Below are 17,508 nucleotides of genomic sequence, written 5' to 3'. Positions count from 1 at the left end.
GTCGGGGTGGCTTCCGCCAGGTCGCACAACGGGTCCGGCCCGCTCCGCAGGACGGCCCGGTCGATCGGTCATGCCCTGCACACGCCGTTCACCGGCACCGCGAAAGGAATCCGCAAGGCGACGCACGCCCACGGGGCCGGCGAGTCCGGACTCGGCAAACTGATCGAGCTGCACGCCGTGAACGGCGCGGGCGACGTGATGGTCACGGTGGCGCTCGCGTCGACCGTGTTCTTCTCCGTCCCGACGGACGAGGCGCGCGGCCGCGTCGCCCTGTACCTCGCCGTGACGATGGCGCCGTTCACCCTCCTCGCCCCGGTCATCGGCCCGCTCCTGGACCGTCTGCCGCACGGCCGCCGCGCCGCGATGGCGGGCGCCATGCTGGCACGTGCGGTGCTCGCGCTCACGATGTCGGGCGCGGTCGCCACGGGCGGCCTGGAGCTGTATCCGGCCGCACTGGGCGTGCTGGTCGCCTCGAAGGCGTACGGGGTCGTGCGCAGCGCGGTCGTGCCACGCCTGCTGCCACCCCGTTTCTCCCTGGTGAAGGCCAATTCCCGGGTCACCCTGGCCGGGCTTCTGGCCACGGGCGTGGCGGCGCCGATCGGGGCCGGGCTGCAGACCATCGGGGCGCCCTGGCCGCTCTACGGCGCGTGTCTGATCTTCACCGGCGGCACCGTTCTCGCGTTCACGCTGCCCCGCAAGGTCGACTCGGCGAAGGGCGAACGCCGCGCCCAGCTGGTCAAGCCGCACAGCCATCAGTCCCCCGTCCGCACCGGGGCCGACGGCAAGAACGGCGGGGCCAGGGCCAACGGAAACAAGGAGAAGCGGCCGGGGCTGCGGACCGTCGGGCCGTCCGTCCTGCATGGGCTCCAGGCCAACGCCGCGCACCGCGCGCTCTCCGGCTTCCTGATCTTCTTCCTGGCGTTCCTGCTGCGGGTGCACCCGCTCGCCGGGCAGAGCGCAGCCGTCTCGCTCGGCATCGTCGGTGTCGCAGCCGGGGTCGGCAATGCCCTCGGCACGGCGATGGGCTCCTGGCTCCGGGCCCGCGGCCCGGAGGCGATCATCGCCTCGATGCTGGGTCTGGCGCTCGGTGTCGCCGTCCTCGCCGCGGTCTTCTTCTCCACCGTGACGGTCGCCGCGCTCGGCGCTGTGGCGGGTTTCACCCAGGCACTGTCCAAGCTGTCGCTGGACGCGATGATCCAGCGCGACGTGCCCGAGGAGGTCCGCGCGTCGGCGTTCGCCCGGTCCGAGACACTGCTCCAGATGGCCTGGGTGATCGGCGGCGGTATCGGCATCGTCCTCCCCCTCAACGGCGTACTGGGAATGTCGGTCGCTGCGGGGATCCTCGCCCTCGGTGCGGCAGCCTCCGTACGGGGTCTGCTGGGTGCGGCTCGGCGCGGCTCGCCGCACCCCCGCGTGGCGTGAGCGGGAGCGACCGATAGCCTTCGGCCCATGACCGTTGCGTTCTTCTCCGGTAAGGGCCGTCGAATCGGCGTCGCTCTTGGTGCCGTATCCGCGGGACTCCTTGTCCTGTCCGCCTGCGAAAAGCCGACGCCGCTCGCCACCGTGACGGTCGGCGACACCTCGGTGAGTGCCGAGGCAACCTGCTACAACGACGGCAACGCCATCAAGGAGTCGCTGATCCAGGGCTGCCTGAACAACAAGAAGGCCGAGAACACCGTCAAGGTCGCGATGGACGACAAGGTCCGCTTCGGCGTCGACCCGAAGATCGCTGACAACGGCTGGACCCTGTTCATCAACGGCCAGCAGGCCGAGCAGGAGCCGTACAAGAAGACCTACCGGTCCATCCCGGGCAGCGCCTTCTTCTCCAGCCAGACCGGTGCGACCGCGAACAAGACGGAGATCAGCATCGTGGAGACCACGGGCAAGAAGCTCACGGGCATCTGGCACTTCACCTTCGTGAAGACCAACTGACCCCCTCCCGACCCGGGAGGACCCTCCCCGTGCGTGTGCTCGTCGTGACCGCTGTCCCGGTGGAACGGGACGCGGTCACGCGTGCGTTCACGGACGGACCGGAGGTGGTCCGGGCACCGGGCGCCGAGCTGCACCGCGCCGGCGGTGTCGATGTCCTCGCGGGCGGCGCCGGTCCGGCGGCCGCGGCCGCGGCCGCCGCGTTCGGACTTGCCTCCGGGTCCTACGGCCTGGTGGTCTCCGCCGGTATCGGCGGCGGGTTCGCGCCCGGCGCCCCGGTCGGCTCCCTCGTCGTGGCGAGCGCGATCGTCGCCGCCGATCTGGGCGCGGAGACCCCCGACGGGTTCGTGCCCGTCACCGCCCTGGGCTTCGGCCAGGACCGGTTCGAGCCTCCGCCGGCCCTGGTACGGGACGTGGCCGCCGCGACCGGCGCGGTCACCGGCGACATCCTCACCGTCTCCACCGTGACCGGCAGCGCCGCCCGCGCCGCCGCCCTCCGCGGCGCGCACCCGGACGCCGTCGCCGAGGCCATGGAGGGCTTCGGGGTCGCCGAGGCAGCCGACCGGCTGCGCGTACCGGTGCTGGAGATCCGGGCCGTGTCGAATGCCGTCGGCCCGCGCGACCGGGACGCCTGGCGCATCGGCGACGCGCTGGCCGCGCTCACCGACGCGTTCGGGAAGCTCACCCCCGTACTGGAAGGTTGGACCCAGCATGACCGACTCGACTGAGGGCACCCCGACGCCCGGCACCGCTGTGAAGATCGCCTTCTCGCCGTGCCCGAACGACACCTTCGTCTTCGACGCCTGGGCGCACGGCAGGGTCCCCGGCGCGCCCGCCCTCGATGTCACCTTCGCCGACATCGACATCACGAACGGCATGGCCGAGCGCGGCGAGCTGGACGTGCTGAAGGTGTCGTACGCGGTGCTGCCCTGGGTCCTGGAGGAGTACGCCCTGCTGCCCTGCGGCGGTGCCCTGGGCCGCGGCTGCGGGCCGCTCGTCCTGACGAAGGAGCCGGGTACGGATCTGACGGGAAAGACCGTCGCCGTCCCGAGCGAGCGTTCCACCGCGTATCTGCTGTTCCGGCTCTGGGCGGCGGATGTCCTGCAGGGCGATGTCGGCGAGATCGTCGTCATGCCGTTCGACGAGATCATGCCCGCCGTACGGGACGGGAAGGTGGACGCCGGTCTCGTCATCCACGAGGCGCGTTTCACGTACCGGAACTACGGGCTGCACAGCCTCGCCGACATGGGCGAGCACTGGGAGGCGACGACCGGGCTGCCGATCCCGCTCGGCGCGATCATCGCCAAGCGGTCACTGGGCGCGGAGACGCTGAAGCTGCTGGCCGAGTCGATCCGCACGTCGGTACGGATGGCGTGGGACGACCCGGAGATGTCACGGCCGTACGTGCTGGAGCACGCCCAGGAGATGGACCCGGCCGTCGCCGACCAGCACATCGGGCTGTACGTGAACGAGTTCACCGCCGACCTCGGCGAGAACGGCTATGCGGCGGTCCGCGGGCTGCTCACGCGCGCGGCGGCCGAGGGGCTGGTGCCGCCCCTCGGCCCGGACGCTCTGTCGTTCGCCTGACGTAACGGGTTACGGCCGGACGCCCGCTGCCGGGAGGGACACTGGTGCCCCTCCCAGCAAGCTTTGCCGTCCGGGGCGTGTTTCGAAAGTCCCGTCTGCCGGGCGGACGACGCTACTTTCGAAAGGCGCCCTAGACGTCGAGCTGGTCGGCGACCGCGCGCAGCAGGCCGCCGATCTGCCTGCCGGCCGCCTTGTCGGGGTAGCGGCCCCGCTCCAGCATCGGCGTGATGTTCTCCAGCAGCGTCGTCAGGTCCTGCACGATCGATGCGAGCTCGTCCGGCTTCCGGCGCTGGGCGGCAGCGACGGACGGGGTCGGTTCGAGGATCGCCACCGAGAGCGCCTGGTCTCCGCGCTGACCTGCGACAACGCCGAATTCGACGCGCTGGCCGGGCTTGAGTGCGTCGACTCCGTCAGGGAGCACCGACGAGTGCACGAACACGTCGCCACCGTCGTCGCGGGAAAGGAAGCCGAAGCCCTTCTCGCTGTTGAACCATTTGACCTTGCCAGTCGGCAAAGCACGCACCCCATCTCAACCCATAAGCCGGAACCAAGCCTCAGCAGGTCAGGCCGTCCAATGGTCGCGCTCCCCTGCTGGCAGAAGCCTCCACAGGTGCAGTACCCCCCGTCAAGCCTGGTCATCCCGACTCTGTCCGGAAACGGCGCACTCCGGGTGAATGAACGGCCGCTCCGGGGCGGGAACTACCCTGGCAGAGTGAGTACTCCTCCCTCTGGCGCAGGTGACCGGCTTGTCCGCGTCGGCGCGATCGTTTTCTTCATCGGGGCACTGGCCACACTGGTCACGGTGGCTCCGCTGTTTCTCGGGACCGACCCGTTCCCGCCCTTCGCGTACGCCTTGTGCATGCTGATGGGCGTGGGATTCCTGATCGCCGCAGCGGGCGTGGTGCAGTCGGCAAGGGCGGGGCGCCCAAAAGGGTAGGTCTGCAGCGCTCTGCTGACGCTCAGCGAACCCGCACCCGCCGGAGGGTCTACGCCGGGTAGCCGTCCAGCCAGGACGGGAACTGCGTCAGCGACGACAGGACGACATCCGCTCCCGCCGCCCGAAGCTCCTCCGCGTCGCACGGGCCCGTCGTGACCCCGACCGACAGGGCATCGGCGGTGCGGGCGCCCCGTACGTCCCCGGTGTGGTCGCCCACGTAGACGCCCGCCCCGTGCTCGCGCAGCGCATCCCCCTTGCCCTCCGCCCACAGGCTGCCTATGACCTCGTCGGGTTCGATCCCCAGATGCGCCAGGTGGAGCCTGGCGTTCGGCGCGTGCTTCGCGGTGACGACGATCGTCCGGCCGCCCCGCGCGCGGATCGCGGCGACGGATTCCCGGGCGCCGGGCAGAGCGGGGCTCGGCGTGATCGCGTACGCGGGATAGATCTCCCGGTACCGGTCGGCCGCGGAGGCCACGGCGTGCGCCGGGTACCAGTTCGCGAGCTCGTGCTCCACCGGCGGTCCGAGCCTGCTGACGACCAGGTCGACATCGATCGGCGTCCCCGTCTCGACGGACAGCGCCAGGTAGGTGGCCTTGATGCCCGGCCGGGAGTCGATGAGTGTCATGTCGAGGTCGAAGCCGACCGTCAGGGGGTGCGGAGCCATGCTGCCCATTGTGCCGAAGACACGGCCCTCTTCCGCCCCTCTGTACCCCTTGGCCCCGCAGCCCCCTCCCGCCCCCCGGACTCCGGCAGGCTCCACTTAGGCTTAGCCAAGCCTTACCTATCCCTGCCTCTCAGCTTGCCGATTGGGTTCGATGTCAGCCGCCGCACCTCGCCACCACAGACGCGCTCTCGCGACGGCGGCGGCCGTCGTGGCGCTGCTGGTGGCCGTCCTGCTCAGCCTGGCCGTGGGGGCGCGGCCCATCGCACCGTCCGCGGTACTCGACGCCCTGCTGCACGGCGGGTCCTCCGACGCCGCGGAAGTGATCCGGCAGATGCGTTTGCCGCGCACCCTGATCGGACTGATGGTCGGTGCGGCGCTGGCCCTCGCGGGCACGGTGCTCCAGGGCATCACCCGTAACCCCATCGCCGACCCGGGAATCCTCGGCATCAGCCAGGGTGCGTCCGTGGGCGTGGTGCTGGCCATCGCGTTCGCGGGGATCCACACGCTGGCGGGCTACGTCTGGTTCGCGTTCGCCGGGGCTGCGATCGCCTCGGTGGCCGTGTACGCGATCGCGTCGCGCGGGCGCGGCGGAGCGACACCCGTGAAGCTCGCACTGGGCGGCGCCGCGATCAATGCGCTGCTGGTGTCGGTGACCATGGCGGTGCTGACGACGAAGGCGTCCGCGCTCGACGAGTTCCGCTTCTGGCAGGTCGGTTCGATCGCCGGGCGCGAGGCTGCGGTGGCACAGCAGATCTGGCCGTTCCTGCTGGTCGGCACGGTGCTCGTGCTGTCGGTGGCACGAGGCCTGGACGCACTGGCGCTGGGCGAGGACATGGCGAAGGGGCTGGGGCAGAAAGTCGCGACGGTACGCGTCGTCGGCGGCATCGGGGCCACGGTGCTGACCGGCGTCGGGGTCGCTGCGGCCGGACCGATCGCGTTCATCGGGCTTGCCGTCCCGCACATCGCCCGCGCGATCGTCGGCAGCGACCACCGGTGGGTGCTGCCGATGGCGGCGCTGATCGGGCCCGTGATGCTGCTCGTCTCCGACGTCGTGGGCCGCATCGTCTTCCCGCCGGGCGAGGTCCCGGCGGGTGTGATGACGGCGCTGATCGGGGTGCCGTTCCTGGTCACGCTGGTACGCCGGAAGGCGGTCCCGGCATGAGCGACACCCTGCACCGGAGCCGAGTGCGGCCCGCCGGGTACAGCGTCGTACGGATCGGGACGCGCGGGCGGTTCCTGCTGCACCGGCGCGCGAGGGCCGCCGCGGCGGCCCTCGTCGTGCTGCTGGCGGTCGTCTGTGTCGCGTACCTCTGTGTCGGCGAGAGCTTCGTCGCGCCCGCCGAGGTCGTGAAGGTGATCCTGGGACAGCCGTCCCAGGACGAGCTGGTCGTCGGAACATTGCGGCTGCCCCGCATGGTCGTCGGACTGCTGGTCGGCGCGGCCTTCGGGATCGCCGGGGCGCTGATCCAGACGGTCGCCCGCAATCCGCTGGCCAGCCCCGACATCATCGGCATCAGCCAGGGCGCCGGCGCGCTCACGGTCGGCGCGATGACGTTCGGCGTCACCTCGTACACCGTTCTGCCGTATCTGTCGGTCGCCGGCGGGATCGCGGCGGCGGCGCTCGTGTACGTCTTCGCGTGGCGCGGCGGGCTGCACGCCACCCGGTTCGTCCTCATCGGCATCGGTTTCGCCATCGCGCTGCGGTCCGTCACCACCCTGTTCCTGACGAAGGGCGACTATCTGGTCGCCCAGCAGGCCCAGATCTGGATGACGGGCTCGCTGAACGGCCGCGGCTGGCACGAGGCCGCGCCGATCGGCTGGACACTGCTGGTCCTGACCCCGGCCGTGCTGTGGGCGGCCCGCGCACAGCGGACCGTGTCCCTGGACGACGACACGGCGACAGCGCTCGGGGTACGGCTGGGGAGGGTACGGCTGGGGCTCGTCGCACTCGGCGTGGTGCTGGCGTCCGTGGCGACGGGGACGGCCGGGCCGGTCGACTTCGTGGCGCTGCTCGCCCCGCAGATCGCCCGCCGCATGACCCGGACCGCGCAGATACCGCTGTTCTGCTCGGCGCTGCTCGGCGCGGTGATCGTCGTCTTCGCCGACCTGCTGGCGCGCAGGCTCTTCTCGCCCACCGAACTGCCGGTGGGCGTGCTGACGGCGGCGGTCGGCGCCCCGTATCTGATCTGGCTGATCATCCGCGGTCACGGTGGTCGTAGTGGAGGCACAGCATGAGTTCGACCCGTACGTCCGACGCCGTCGCCGGGACGACGACCGGCCGGCTCACCGCACGCGGGCTGACCCTCGCGTACGAGGACCGCACGGTCGTGCACGAGCTGGACCTCACCGTGCCGGACGGCCGGGTGACGGTCATCGTCGGCCCGAACGCATGCGGCAAGTCGACGACCCTGCGGGCGCTCGGCCGACTCCTCAAGCCGCGCGGCGGAGCCGTACTCCTCGACGGTACGGAGCTGTCCCGGATCCCCACCAAGAAGATCGCCCAGTCGATCGGACTGCTGCCGCAGACCCCGGTCGCGCCCGAGGCGATCACCGTCTCCGACCTCGTCGCCCGCGGCCGCCAGCCGCACCAGCACTGGTGGCAGCAGTGGTCGGACGAGGACGAGCGGGCGGTGACCGACGCGATGGAGCGTACGGACATCACGGCGCTCGGCGACCGGTCGGTGGACGAACTCTCCGGCGGCCAGCGGCAGCGGGTCTGGATCGCGATGGCGCTGGCCCAGGAGACGGATCTGCTGCTGCTCGACGAGCCGACGACGTACCTCGACATCGCGCACCAGGTGGAGGTCCTCGACCTGGTCCGGCAGCTCGCCGCCCCGGCGGCGGACGGCACCCGGGGCCGCACGGTCGTCACCGTGCTCCACGACCTGAACCAGGCCGCGCGGTACGCGGACCACCTGGTCGCGATGAAGGCGGGCCGGATCGTCGCCGAGGGCCGCCCCGAGGAGATCGTCACGGCAGACCTCGTACGCCAGGTCTTCGGCCTGGAGGCAGTGATCGTCCCGGACCCGGTGACGGGTTCACCGCTGGTGGTACCGGGGGCCCCGTGGTCCCACCCCGGTCCGGGCTGACCGGTTCCGTCCTCAATCGCCGGACGGGCTTGATTGTCGGCGCCGTGCCCCCCCCCGGGGGCGCCGCCGCGCTGTCCGGTGGTGGGGCGGGTGGGGCCCCTCCGGGGCGTCTCCTCGGGACTGGCGCGGAAACCGGCACCGCGGACGAACCCGGCACCTACGCCAGCCCCTGCGGGGACTCCCCTGCACGGCCCCACCCCCGTATCGTCCGCGTCCGCGACCCGGCGGCCGTGACAGGAAGACACACCGGGCCGCTCACGCGGGACGGCCGGTCCGGGGCCGTGCAGGGGAGTCCCCGCAGGACGATGAACAAGGACCCGGGCTCGCCTCGCGTACCCGCCGAACGTTCGTCGCCCGAGGAGACACCCCGGAGGGGCCCCCGGACCACCACCACCCAGGCAGGCGCGACGGTGCCACCAGGGGCCAGGCGGACACCCAAGCCCGTCCGGCGCTTGAGGACGGAACCCGCCGCCTACTTCACCCGCTTCGCCGCCCGCCGCACCAGGAACACCGCCGACGCCACCGCAGCCGACCGCACCACCACTGGCCACACCCCGCCCAGCGCCTCCCCCATCCCGCCCTCCGGGATCGGCTCGCCCCAGCGCCCGTCCATCCGCCCCCACAGCCAGACCAGGCCGCCCACCACGGCCGCTCCGGGCAGTCCCAACGCGGCCAGCTTCGCCTCCGCACGGGAGAGCGTGCGCGAGCTGTACGCGATCAGCCAGCCGCCCGCGAGCACCAGCAGGGATCCCGTCACCGCACCGGTGACCAGCAACCCGGCGGCGAGCAGCAGCAACGGGTGAGCGAACCGGAACCCCGTCCTCTCCCGTGGCGCACGCCGCCGGATCCGCGGCCGCCACCGCCCCCGCGCACCCTCGCTCCCGCCGTCCTCAGCGGAAACGTTCCCGTCCTGCTCCGCCTCACCCTCGGCAGCCGCTTCCGCTTCCTCCGCGGGCGACGGCGGTTTCAGCAGGTCCGGGATCTCCACCCCGCCGGTGAACCCCGGCACCCGCACGCCGTCCCCGAACGGCCCCGGCTCGATACGCCACCAGTCGGGTTCGCTCCCGGACGCTCCGAGCTCATCCGTCCCCGCCATGTGCGGCGGCGACGGCCCGTCCCCCCTCGAAGCAGCAGTGGCCGCGGAGGCCCCGGAATCCTCAGGCGCCTCACGCGCCCCAGGCACCCCACCGGCCCCCAGGTCCCTCTCCGACGCGCCCTTGCGCAAAGTCTCTTTCCGGAAGGTTCCTCTCCGCGGGCGCGGGACACCCCACGGCTCCGGATCGCCCCGTTCCCCATCCTTCGTCGCCTCCGGCAGCATCACGGTCCCGTCGCCCGACCTCGCCGCCGCGGCCACCAGTTCGTCCGGCGTGCCGAGCTTCCCGATGATGCGCCGCACCGCCGCCGGCGTGTCCGTGCCCTGGCTTCCGCGCTGCCGGTCGATCTCGGTGCGCAGTGCCGCCACGAGCCGCATCCGGGCATCCGAGGGCAGCTGTTGCTGCTGGGCCAGGTCTCCGACCCGGCTCAGATAGTCGTAGACAAGCTGGTCGCTCTCGATCCCCACGCGATGGTTCCCCTCCGGCCGCCCTGCACCGACGGTAGCGCCCTCGGGCCTGTCCGGAGCGACTACCGTGGGACGGATGGGGATGACCACACCACCGCGGACGCTCGCCGAAGCGCTGCGCGCCCGGGACGACGAGTCGCTGGCCGGGCTGCTGCGTGCCCGTCCGGACCTCCTGTCTCCCGTGCCGAACGACATCACCCAGCTGGCGACGAGAGCCGGCACCCGTGCCTCTGTCGTGCGCGCGCTGGAGCACCTCGACCGGTTCGCCCTGCAGACCGCGGAGGCACTCGCGGTCGCACCCGACCCGGCCTCGTACGACACCCTTCTCGCTCTCCTCACGGGCGACGGCCAGGACGACGGCGCGCAGCGCGACGACGCGGGTTCGATGATCCGAGACGCGGCGCCGGGAGCCCTCGCGGCCTTGCGCGAACAGGCCCTGGTCTGGGGCGAGGACGACCGGCTGCGACTGGTGCGTACCGCGCGCGAACTTCTCGCACCGTCCCCGCAGCACCCCTCCCCCACCGGTCTCGGGCCGACCGTCGCCGAGGCCACGGCCGGCATGTCGCCGGGCCGGCTGCAGGAGATCCTGGCGGCAGCCGGGCTGCCCGCCACGCACGACCCGGTCTCCGCCGTGTCCGCGCTGACCGCGCTGTTCACCGACCGGACCAGGATGGGCGAGCTGCTGGACACCGCGCCGACGGAGGCGCTCGCCGTACTGGACCGTCTGGTGTGGGGTCCGCCGTACGGGGAAGTGACCCCGAACCCGACCCCGCCCGTGAAGTGGCTGCGCAACCGCGGGCTGTTGCTGCCCGTGTCGACGCGCACCGTCGTCCTGCCGCGCGAGGCGGCGCTGCATCTGCGGGCCGGGCGCGCCCACCGCGTACCGGAGCCGCTGCCGCCCGCCGTCGTGGCCGCCGCGACCCGTGATCCCCAGTCTGTGGACAGTGCGGCCGCAGGTCAGGCGCACCTGGCGGTGTCCACCATCGAGGAACTCCTGACGAGCTGGAACAGCGGCGGCCCCGCCATGCTCCGGGCCGGCGGCCTCAGCGTCCGCGAGCTGAAGCGGACCGCGTCCGTCCTCGACGTGTCCGAGCCGATCGCCGCGTTCTGGCTCGAACTCGCCTACGCGGCCGGGCTGCTGGCCTCCGACGGCGAGGTCGACGAGCGGTACGCGCCGACGCCCGCATACGACGACTGGACCGAACTCCCCGTCCAGGACCGCTGGGTGCGCCTCGCGACCGCCTGGCTCTCCGCCACCCGCACCGCCGGTCTGGTCGGCGGCCAGGACGCCAAGGGCCGGGCCCTGTCCGCGCTCGGCCCCGAACTGGACCGCTCGGCCGCACCCGAGGTACGCCACCGCGTCCTGACGCTGCTCGCCTCCCTGGCCCCCGGCACCGCCCCGGACCCGGAGACGCTGCTCGCCCGGCTCCGCTGGGAACGGCCGCTGCGCGGCGCCTCCGCCGCCGCCGGGGACACCACCGACCTCCGGTCCCGGATCGCCCTGTGGACACTGAACGAGTCCGAACTCCTCGGCATCACCGGCCGCGGCGCGCTCTCCTCCCAGTCCCGCGCCCTGCTCGAATCCGGGCCCGCCGAGGCGGCCGCGCTGCTCGCCCCGCTCATCCCTGAGCCTCTCGACCACGTCCTGCTGCAGGCCGACCTGACGGCCGTCGCGCCCGGCCCGCTGGAGCGCCCCCTGGCGGACACCCTGTCCGTCCTCGCGGACATCGAGTCGAAGGGCGGCGCGACCGTCTACCGGTTCACGCCCGGCTCCGTACGCCGCGCGCTGGACGCCGGACAGTCCGCGGCCGATCTGCACGCTTTCCTCGCCACACACAGCCGCACACCGGTCCCGCAGCCGCTCAGCTACCTCATCGACGACGTCGCCCGCCGCCACGGCCATCTGCGGATCGGCGCCGCGTCCGCGTACGTACGCTGCGACGACGAGGCCGTGCTGGGCGAGATCCTCGCCGACAAACGCTCGGCCACCCTGCGCCTGCGCCGCCTCGCCCCGACGGCGCTGGCCGCCCAGATCGACCCGGCGTCCCTGCTCGAGGGGCTGCGCGAGATGGGGTATGCGCCCGCCGCCGAGTCCGCCGAGGGCGATGTCCTGATCACCCGCGCGGGCACCCGCCGCACCCCTCCCCGTACACCCCCCGTGCCGGTCCCCGAGGGCCCGCCGCACCCCGACGGAACGCTGCTGGGCGCGGCGGTACGGGCGATCCGCGCCGGGGACACGGCCGCCACCGTCGTCCGCAAGGACGCCTCCCAGGACGCCGCGGCCCCGGCCGGTTCACTGCCCCGTACAACCTCCGCGGAGACTCTCGCGACCGTCCAGGCGGCGGTCATGACGGGCTCGGCGATCTGGATCGGCTACGTCAATGCGGACGGCGCGGCCAGCCAGCGCGTCATCGCGCCGGTGCGGGTCGAGGGCGGCTTCGTGACGGCGTACGACCACACGGCGGACGAGATCCGCACGTATCCGCTGCACCGGGTCACGGGCGTCGCGGAACTGGCCGACTCCGAAGACGCCTGAAGGCGGAGGGGCGTCCGCATACTGGAGGTATTCGGACGTTCCGACGACGCGGCGCGCTGACGTGGCTGTCGTCGTGCGCCGTCAGACATGACGGGACAGTCCTTGTTTCAGCGAGACGAGCCACCGCCAGCGTGGCTGCTCGGTGACCACGGCGGCCGCCGCAAGCAGCGTCACCGGAACGGCCGCCCACACCGGCCACAGCAGCCACAGCAGCCACGACGAGACGACGGCAGCTCCCAGCTCGGCCAGCACCATCAGGATCGTGGCCCAGCCCGGCACGGCGACGATCACGCTGTTCTTGTCGCCCGGGGTGGACAGAACGGCCGGCAGGCCGATCAGTACCACCAGCGACAGCGCGGCGAGCAGCCACGAGTAGCCGGCCAGCACCCAGGGGGTGGTCACCCAGGCGACGAGTTCGGTGGAGAAGCGCAGCACGGACGGTATGCGGTCGTCCGGACGCGCGGAAGCGGTTCGTTCCTGGGGCGTTTCCCCGGCAGCGGCATCAGTCACGGACGGACCATGACACGTACCCCGCCCGCGCGGTGGGCGGATGACCGAACATCCCGCCGGCCGACACCGACACACCACCTGCCCCGCATGCGGCACACTGGACGTTTGGCCGCACGGGCGGCCACCCCCCGTAGAAAGGGCCGAGACGCGTGACCGGACCCCTCATCGTCCAGAGCGACAAGACGCTGCTCCTGGAAGTCGACCACGAGCAGGCCGACGCCTGCCGTCGGGCGATCGCCCCGTTCGCGGAGCTGGAGCGTGCGCCCGAGCACATCCACACCTACCGGCTGACGCCGCTCGGACTGTGGAACGCACGCGCCGCCGGGCACGACGCCGAGCAGGTCGTCGACGCCCTCGTGCAGTACTCCCGCTACCCGGTACCGCACGCGCTGCTCGTCGACATCGCCGAGACGATGGCCCGGTACGGCCGCCTCACGCTCTCCAAGAACCCGGTCCACGGGCTGGTCCTGACCTCCACCGACCGGCCGGTGCTGGAGGAGATCCTCCGCTCGAAGAAGGTCCAGCCGCTGGTCGGGGCGCGGATCGACCCGGACACCGTGGCGGTGCACCCGTCCGAGCGCGGGCAGATCAAGCAGACCCTGCTGAAGCTGGGCTGGCCCGCCGAGGACCTTGCCGGGTACGTGGACGGCGAGGCCCATCCGATCGAGCTGGCCGAGGACGGCTGGGCGCTGCGTCCGTACCAGAAGCAGGCCGTCGAAGGGTTCTGGCACGGCGGCTCCGGGGTGGTCGTACTGCCGTGTGGTGCGGGGAAGACGCTGGTCGGGGCCGGTGCGATGGCGCAGGCCAAGGCGACCACGCTGATTCTGGTGACGAACACCGTCTCGGCCCGGCAGTGGAAGCACGAGCTGGTGCGGCGGACCTCGCTGACCGAGGACGAGATCGGCGAGTACAGCGGTACGCGCAAGGAGATCCGGCCGGTCACCATCGCCACCTACCAGGTGCTGACGACCCGGCGTAAGGGCATCTACCCGCACCTGGAGCTGTTCGACTCCCGCGACTGGGGTCTGGTGATCTACGACGAGGTGCATCTGCTGCCCGCACCCGTCTTCAAGTTCACCGCCGACCTGCAGGCCCGACGGCGGCTCGGTCTCACCGCGACGCTCGTCCGGGAGGACGGCCGCGAGTCGGACGTCTTCTCGCTGATCGGTCCCAAGCGGTTCGACGCCCCCTGGAAGGAGATCGAGGCGCAGGGCTACATCGCGCCCGCCGACTGTGTCGAGGTGCGCGTCAATCTGACGGACTCGGAGCGGCTGGCGTACGCGACCGCCGAGGCGGAGGAGAAGTACCGGTTCTGCGCGACGACCGCGACGAAGCAGAAGGTGACGGAGGCGCTGGTGCGCAAGCACCGGGGCGAACAGACACTCGTCATCGGGCAGTACATCGACCAGCTCGACGAGCTGGGTGAGCATCTGGGCGCCCCGGTCATCAAGGGCGAGACGAGCAACGCACAGCGCGAGAAGCTCTTCGACGCGTTCCGTGAGGGCGAGCTCAGCGTCCTTGTCGTGTCGAAGGTCGCGAACTTCTCGATCGACCTGCCGGAGGCGACCGTCGCCATTCAGGTGTCGGGCACCTTCGGCTCGCGGCAGGAGGAGGCGCAGCGGCTCGGCCGGGTGCTGCGGCCGAAGGCGGACGGGCACGAGGCCCGGTTCTACTCGGTGGTCGCCCGCGACACGATCGACCAGGACTTCGCGGCGCACCGCCAGCGGTTCCTGGCCGAGCAGGGGTACGCGTACCGGATCGTGGACGCGGACGAGTTGCTGGCGAACGACTGAACCGAGCGGTCCCGCCCGGTCAGCCGCCGAGGGTCAGAAGTACTCAGCGGCCCCGCCGTACTCAGGGGCCGTGCCGCACTCAGTGTGCGTGGCGTGCTCGGTGGTCGTGCTGTTCTCGGTGGTCACGGCGGAGGACGCCCGCCTCCTCCGCGTACTCGCCGAGGACAGCCACGCCGAACGCGGCGCGCGCGAAGACCTTGACGGCGCGCACGGCGTCGCCGACGTGGTGGGTGGGCGGGTGACCGGTGGCCGCGGTCGCGCCGTGCGCGGGGCCGGTGCCGTGTGGGTTCAGACCGACGGTGCTCATGTAATCCATGGTCCTGCTCCCGTTCCGCAGAGGCATCGGCCCGCGGGCGGAATCCCCGTGGGCTTCGCACCGGCCTCCGGTCGCACGCCGCCCCTACGGGGTGGGCCAAGGGGTGGACGAAGGGCGGGCCCCGCGGCCCAATTCATTCGACCCCGCCGGTCGCGGTCGATACAATCGCCGGTCTGCCCGCCTCCCGCACCGTGGTACCGGCTCTTCGCCGGCAGCCGGGGGAGCGCCGCCGACCGGACGGAAACCGGCCGACAGCCGCACGCGCACCAGCGTGCGTACCCCGTGATCGATCCCCCAGTGGACCGCATCGCCCCCGGCACGTGAGCGGGTGCGAACCGCGGTCCGCCGTCCTGCGTCTCAAGCCGGAGGCAACACCGTGCCCGCGCACGAACACGAAGCCGTTACGACCACCACCGATGCGCTGGCTCGCGAGCGCGCCCATCTCGCCGCGTCCCGCGCCGCGCTGCGGGCCATGCGCGAGGACGCGCAGGCCCTCGACATCCGCGATGTCACCGCGAACTGGGTGAACGCTGTCGTCCTGCAGGCCAAGGTCGACGAACGCATCAAGGCGCTCGCCGACCTGTCGCACACCCCACTCTTCTTCGGCCGCCTCGACTATCTGCACCGGGTCGGTGCGGATCAGGCCGAGGGCGCATCAACAGGGGCGGCGCGGAGCGCCTCGGCCCAGGGTGATGGTGAGCGACGGGAGGGCGAGCAGTTCTACATCGGACGCCGTCACGTCCATGACGCCCACGGCGACCCGATGGTCATCGACTGGCGTGCGCCCGTCTCGCAGCCGTTCTACCGGGCTTCGAGGAAAGACCCGCAGGACATCGGACAGCGGCGCCGCTTCGGCTACACCGGTGGCGAACTGACCGCGTACGAGGACGAGCACCTCACCGACCCCACCGAGGCCGCGCAGACCAGCAAGCTCCTCCAGGCGGAGATCGAGCGGCCGCGCGTGGGTCCGATGCGCGACATCGTGGCGACGATCCAGCCGGAGCAGGACGAGATCGTCCGCAGCGGGCTGGGCGGGACGGTCTGCGTCCAGGGAGGCCCGGGTACGGGTAAGACCGCCGTCGGTCTGCACCGTGTCGCGTATCTGCTCTACGCGCACCGTGAGCGCCTCGCCCGCACCGGCACGCTGGTGATCGGGCCGAACCGGTCGTTCCTGCACTACATCGAGCAGGTGCTCCCGGCTCTCGGTGAGCTGGAGGTGAAGCAGGCGACCGTCGACGACCTGGTGGCGGCACATGTCGAGGTACGGGGATCGGACGCGGCGGAGGCGGCCGTCGTCAAGGGTGACGCGCGGATGGCGGAGGTGCTGCGGCGGGCGATCCGTTCGCATGTGACGCTGCCGACGGAGCCGGTGATGGTGGTGCGCGGTTCGCGGCGGTGGCGGGTACCCGCGTACGAACTGGAGGAGATCGTCAAGGAGTTGCAGGCCCGCGACATGCGGTACGGCGCGGCGCACGAGGCGCTCCCGCAGCGGATCGCGCACGCGGTCCTCGTCCGGATGGAGGAGGCCGGCGAGGCACCCGACGACCGGGTGCAGAACGCGGTGGCCCGCACTCCGGCGGTCAAGGCGGCCGTGAAGGCGATCTGGCCCGCGGTCGATCCGGCGAAGCTGGTGCTGCGGCTGCTCTCCGACCCGGATTTCCTGGCCGCGCATGCGGACGGGCTGCTCACCGAGGACGAGCAGAAGGCGATCCTGTGGACGAAGCCGGCCCGCAGTGTGAAATCGGCGAAGTGGTCGGCGGCGGACGCGGTGCTGATCGACGAGGCGAGCGATCTGGTGGCACGTACGCACTCGCTCGGCCATGTCGTCCTCGACGAGGCGCAGGACCTGTCGCCGATGCAGTACCGGGCGGTGGGACGGCGCTGCACGACGGGTTCGGCGACGGTGCTCGGCGATCTGGCGCAGGGGACGACGCCGTGGTCGACGGAGAGCTGGGCGCAGGCGCTGCACCACCTGGGCAAGGAGGACGCCGTGGTGGAGGAGCTGACGGCGGGCTTCCGTGTGCCGAGGGAGGTCATCGCGTACGCGTCACGGTTGCTGCCGGTGATCTCGCCGGGACTTGCGGCGGTGGAGTCCGTGCGTGAGTCGCCGGGTTCGCTGGCGGTACGGGAGGTGCCCGACGCGGCCGGACTGGACGCCGCGGTGATCGCGGCCTGCGAGGAGTCGCTGGCGCAGGAGGGCTCGATCGGGCTGATCGCGGCGGACGCGCGGATCCCGGTGCTGGCGGAGGCGCTGACGGCGGCGGGTCACGCATATCTGTCGCCGGGCGAGGAGACGACGGCCGAGTCGCGGCTGACGCTGGTCCCGGCGTCGCTGGCGAAGGGCCTGGAGTACGACTACGTGGTGCTGGACGAGCCGGCCGCGGTGGTCGACGGCGAGCCGGACGAACGCACGGGTCTGCGCCGGCTGTACGTGGCGCTGACCCGTGCGGTGTCGGGGCTGGCCGTGGTGCATGCGGCGGAGCTGCCGGAGGTGCTCGGCGGCTGAGCGGCGTTTTCCGGAGCCGCCCGGTAGCCGCTTCGTCCTCCAGGGCGTGTTTCGAAATTACGGTGTGACATGTATTTTGT

Annotated in this window: 16 protein-coding genes; 11 read left to right on the top strand and 5 right to left on the bottom strand. The window is 72.0% G+C overall.

The window, feature by feature from the left end; translation table 11 throughout:
- Nucleotides 1-6 precede the first annotated feature (6 nt).
- The 4 genes from ACNPQM_RS18840 to ACNPQM_RS18825 are packed head-to-tail and all read left to right on the top strand — an operon-like array spanning nt 7 to nt 3,516.
- Nucleotides 7-1,422, top strand: a complete 1,416-nt coding sequence (locus ACNPQM_RS18840) for an MFS transporter (protein ID WP_418084900.1) — start codon at nt 7-9, stop codon at nt 1,420-1,422.
- Nucleotides 1,423-1,449: 27 nt separating this feature from the next.
- Nucleotides 1,450-1,932, top strand: a complete 483-nt coding sequence (locus ACNPQM_RS18835) for a DUF2771 domain-containing protein (RefSeq protein WP_418084899.1) — start codon at nt 1,450-1,452, stop codon at nt 1,930-1,932.
- A 29-nt stretch (nt 1,933-1,961) separates the two neighbouring features.
- Nucleotides 1,962-2,657 carry a futalosine hydrolase gene (locus ACNPQM_RS18830; RefSeq protein WP_418084898.1) on the top strand — a complete coding sequence of 232 codons (696 nt, stop codon included), beginning with the start codon at nt 1,962-1,964 and terminating at the stop codon, nt 2,655-2,657.
- Nucleotides 2,641-3,516, top strand: coding sequence for a 1,4-dihydroxy-6-naphthoate synthase (locus ACNPQM_RS18825; RefSeq protein ID WP_418084897.1), 876 nt, complete (start codon nt 2,641-2,643; stop codon nt 3,514-3,516). Before ACNPQM_RS18830 ends, ACNPQM_RS18825 begins: the two co-directional genes overlap by 17 nt.
- Nucleotides 3,517-3,646: 130 nt before the next feature.
- Here ACNPQM_RS18825 and ACNPQM_RS18820 read toward each other — a convergent pair whose 3' ends face one another.
- The gene (locus ACNPQM_RS18820; RefSeq protein WP_418084896.1) at nt 3,647-4,030 is read right to left on the bottom strand and encodes a cold-shock protein; all 384 of its coding nucleotides are present in this window, start codon (nt 4,028-4,030) and stop codon (nt 3,647-3,649) included.
- A gap of 198 nt (nt 4,031-4,228) precedes the next feature.
- Here ACNPQM_RS18820 and ACNPQM_RS18815 point away from each other — a divergent pair, with 198 nt between their 5' ends.
- Nucleotides 4,229-4,453, top strand: a complete 225-nt coding sequence (locus ACNPQM_RS18815) for a hypothetical protein (protein ID WP_358863229.1) — start codon at nt 4,229-4,231, stop codon at nt 4,451-4,453.
- Nucleotides 4,454-4,502: 49 nt separating this feature from the next.
- Here ACNPQM_RS18815 and ACNPQM_RS18810 read toward each other — a convergent pair whose 3' ends face one another.
- Nucleotides 4,503-5,117 (bottom strand): HAD family hydrolase, encoded by a 615-nt coding sequence (locus ACNPQM_RS18810; RefSeq protein WP_418084895.1) that lies wholly within the window; start codon nt 5,115-5,117, stop codon nt 4,503-4,505.
- A 151-nt stretch (nt 5,118-5,268) separates the two neighbouring features.
- Here ACNPQM_RS18810 and ACNPQM_RS18805 point away from each other — a divergent pair, with 151 nt between their 5' ends.
- From ACNPQM_RS18805 to ACNPQM_RS18795, 3 genes are read left to right on the top strand one after another with little or no spacing between them, the layout of a single operon-like run.
- Nucleotides 5,269-6,279: a FecCD family ABC transporter permease gene (locus ACNPQM_RS18805; protein WP_418084894.1), complete on the top strand. Its 1,011-nt coding sequence runs from the start codon at nt 5,269-5,271 to the stop codon at nt 6,277-6,279.
- Nucleotides 6,276-7,352: a FecCD family ABC transporter permease gene (locus ACNPQM_RS18800; protein WP_418084893.1), complete on the top strand. Its 1,077-nt coding sequence runs from the start codon at nt 6,276-6,278 to the stop codon at nt 7,350-7,352. Before ACNPQM_RS18805 ends, ACNPQM_RS18800 begins: the two co-directional genes overlap by 4 nt.
- Entirely contained in the window at nt 7,349-8,206 is an 858-nt protein-coding gene (locus tag ACNPQM_RS18795; RefSeq protein ID WP_358863225.1) for an ABC transporter ATP-binding protein, read from the top strand. Before ACNPQM_RS18800 ends, ACNPQM_RS18795 begins: the two co-directional genes overlap by 4 nt.
- Nucleotides 8,207-8,678: 472 nt before the next feature.
- On the opposite strand, the gene ACNPQM_RS18790 is transcribed toward ACNPQM_RS18795, so the two are convergent.
- Nucleotides 8,679-9,767 carry a hypothetical protein gene (locus tag ACNPQM_RS18790; protein WP_418084892.1) on the bottom strand — a complete coding sequence of 363 codons (1,089 nt, stop codon included), beginning with the start codon at nt 9,765-9,767 and terminating at the stop codon, nt 8,679-8,681.
- Nucleotides 9,768-9,843: 76 nt separating this feature from the next.
- On the opposite strand from ACNPQM_RS18790, the gene ACNPQM_RS18785 reads away from it, so the two are divergent.
- The gene (locus tag ACNPQM_RS18785; protein WP_418084891.1) at nt 9,844-12,303 is read left to right on the top strand and encodes a helicase-associated domain-containing protein; all 2,460 of its coding nucleotides are present in this window, start codon (nt 9,844-9,846) and stop codon (nt 12,301-12,303) included.
- Nucleotides 12,304-12,384: 81 nt separating this feature from the next.
- On the opposite strand, the gene ACNPQM_RS18780 is transcribed toward ACNPQM_RS18785, so the two are convergent.
- A complete protein-coding gene (locus ACNPQM_RS18780; protein WP_418084890.1) occupies nt 12,385-12,813 on the bottom strand; it encodes a hypothetical protein in 429 nt (142 codons plus the stop codon).
- 149 nt (nt 12,814-12,962) lie between these two features.
- On the opposite strand from ACNPQM_RS18780, the gene ACNPQM_RS18775 reads away from it, so the two are divergent.
- The gene (locus ACNPQM_RS18775; RefSeq protein WP_418084889.1) at nt 12,963-14,606 is read left to right on the top strand and encodes a DNA repair helicase XPB; all 1,644 of its coding nucleotides are present in this window, start codon (nt 12,963-12,965) and stop codon (nt 14,604-14,606) included.
- Between the two features lie 79 nt (nt 14,607-14,685).
- Here the strand turns inward: ACNPQM_RS18775 and ACNPQM_RS18770 are convergent, their stop codons facing one another.
- Complete coding sequence (locus tag ACNPQM_RS18770) at nt 14,686-14,913, bottom strand: hypothetical protein (protein ID WP_358862364.1); 228 nt, start codon at nt 14,911-14,913, stop codon at nt 14,686-14,688.
- 385 nt (nt 14,914-15,298) lie between these two features.
- On the opposite strand from ACNPQM_RS18770, the gene ACNPQM_RS18765 reads away from it, so the two are divergent.
- On the top strand, nt 15,299-17,428 hold the full coding sequence (locus ACNPQM_RS18765) for a HelD family protein (RefSeq protein ID WP_418084888.1): 2,130 nt from the start codon (nt 15,299-15,301) through the stop codon (nt 17,426-17,428).
- Nucleotides 17,429-17,508: the final 80 nt, after the last annotated feature.

Source organism: Streptomyces sp. NPDC056231 (assembly GCF_048270745.1).
Lineage (GTDB): Bacteria > Actinomycetota > Actinomycetes > Streptomycetales > Streptomycetaceae > Streptomyces.
This window is presented reverse-complemented; position numbering and strand designations above follow the sequence as displayed.

Excerpts from the sequence above, each read along its gene's own strand:
- ACNPQM_RS18835 (WP_418084899.1), top strand. The coding sequence starts at position 1,450 with ATGACCGTTGCGTTCTTCTCCGGTAAGGGCCGTCGAATCGGCGTCGCT.
- ACNPQM_RS18825 (WP_418084897.1), top strand. The coding sequence starts at position 2,641 with ATGACCGACTCGACTGAGGGCACCCCGACGCCCGGCACCGCTGTGAAG.
- ACNPQM_RS18810 (WP_418084895.1), bottom strand. The coding sequence starts at position 5,117 with ATGGCTCCGCACCCCCTGACGGTCGGCTTCGACCTCGACATGACACTC.
- ACNPQM_RS18805 (WP_418084894.1), top strand. The coding sequence starts at position 5,269 with ATGTCAGCCGCCGCACCTCGCCACCACAGACGCGCTCTCGCGACGGCG.
- ACNPQM_RS18800 (WP_418084893.1), top strand. The coding sequence starts at position 6,276 with ATGAGCGACACCCTGCACCGGAGCCGAGTGCGGCCCGCCGGGTACAGC.
- ACNPQM_RS18795 (WP_358863225.1), top strand. The coding sequence starts at position 7,349 with ATGAGTTCGACCCGTACGTCCGACGCCGTCGCCGGGACGACGACCGGC.
- ACNPQM_RS18785 (WP_418084891.1), top strand. The coding sequence starts at position 9,844 with ATGGGGATGACCACACCACCGCGGACGCTCGCCGAAGCGCTGCGCGCC.
- ACNPQM_RS18770 (WP_358862364.1), bottom strand. The coding sequence starts at position 14,913 with ATGAGCACCGTCGGTCTGAACCCACACGGCACCGGCCCCGCGCACGGC.